We start from the raw sequence: 1169 nt of genomic DNA, 5'->3' as shown, positions 1-1169 counted from the left end.
GTGGGGTGGGTGCTCGGGCTGGGGATCGCGGAGTCGCATCGAAACATTTATCTTCATACGTGTCTTGTTTCGTCGATGTCAAGCGAATGTTTGCCACGTAAGAACGAAAGCCTCGTAAGGGTCGCCGGCAAGGGACGGGTTTTCGTGTCGTGAACCGGGGAAGCCAGCGGCATGGCCGAGACTTTCCGGGACGAAGACCTCGCGACGTTGCGATCCATCGCCCGCGGTGCCGGGATTCCGGACACCGACGACATGCCACACGACGAGCTTGTCGACATGTTGCGCCGGGCCGGACTGGCCGGTGTCAACGCCGGGGACGGTGACCAGCCGACCCGTGATCCGGCCGGGCTGGCCGGCCTGCCGCGCAGCAGCCTCACCCTGGGTGACGAGAGCACCGGCGGGTGGGCCGCGGAGGAGTCGATAGGCGCACGACCCGGCGAATCGGGCACCGAGATCGACGACCGTACGCAAACCTGACCGGCTCGACGTCAACGACCGGGGTACGTTGCCTCGGTGACACCACGAATCGTGGACTTCTGGTTCGACCCGAGCTGCCCGTACACCTGGGTCACCTCGCGGTGGTTGGTCGAGGCCGCGACGGTACGCTCACTCGCCCTGCGGTGGCACGTGATGAGCCTGTCCGTGCTCAACGAGGGCCGGGACGTCGACCCGGAGGGCGACACCGAGGGCTGGCTGTGGCACCCGGTCCGGGTCTGCGCCGCCGTGCGGCAGCGGTACGGGCAGGACGGGTTGGCGCGCTTCTTCACCGCGTACGGTAAACGGGTGCACGAGGGTGGCAGCTGGGGCGACCTCGCTGCCGTGCTGGCCGACGCGGGCCTGCCGACGGCGCTCGTGGAGGTGGCCGGCACGTCGGAGTTCGACGAGGCGGTACGCGCCTCGCACGCCGAGGCCATCGCGCTTGTCGGCGACCACGTGGGCACCCCGATCATCGCCACCGACGACGACGCCGGCGCTCCGGTGGTCTTCTTCGGCCCGGTCATCTCCCGCGTCCCCCGTGGCGAGGCCGCCGGCCGGCTCTGGGACGGCACCCTCCTCGTCGCCGCCACCCCCGGCTTCCACGAACTGAAGGCCCGCCCGCACGCCGAGCCCACCTACGGCTGACCGCCGCGGGTGCGGCCCTACCGGTGCAGGCGTCGCTTCCAGTCCAC

The 1169-nt window shown here is 69.8% G+C and carries 2 protein-coding genes; both read left to right on the top strand.

Features of this window, described 5'->3' with window-relative positions; all coding sequences use genetic code 11:
• Positions 1–171 precede the first annotated feature (171 nt).
• On the top strand, positions 172–477 hold the full coding sequence (locus tag C1I93_RS30610) for a hypothetical protein (protein ID WP_111246700.1): 306 nt from the start codon (positions 172–174) through the stop codon (positions 475–477).
• A 36-nt stretch (positions 478–513) separates the two neighbouring features.
• Positions 514–1122, top strand: coding sequence for a mycothiol-dependent nitroreductase Rv2466c family protein (locus tag C1I93_RS30605; protein WP_212808529.1), 609 nt, complete (start codon positions 514–516; stop codon positions 1120–1122).
• The last annotated feature ends 47 nt before the right edge of the window (positions 1123–1169 follow it).

The organism is Micromonospora endophytica, from assembly GCF_003236305.1.
In the GTDB taxonomy this organism is placed as follows: Bacteria; Actinomycetota; Actinomycetes; order Mycobacteriales; family Micromonosporaceae; genus Micromonospora; species Micromonospora endophytica.
Note: the sequence above shows the minus strand (reverse complement) of the source record. Positions and strands in the feature narration are given on the sequence as shown.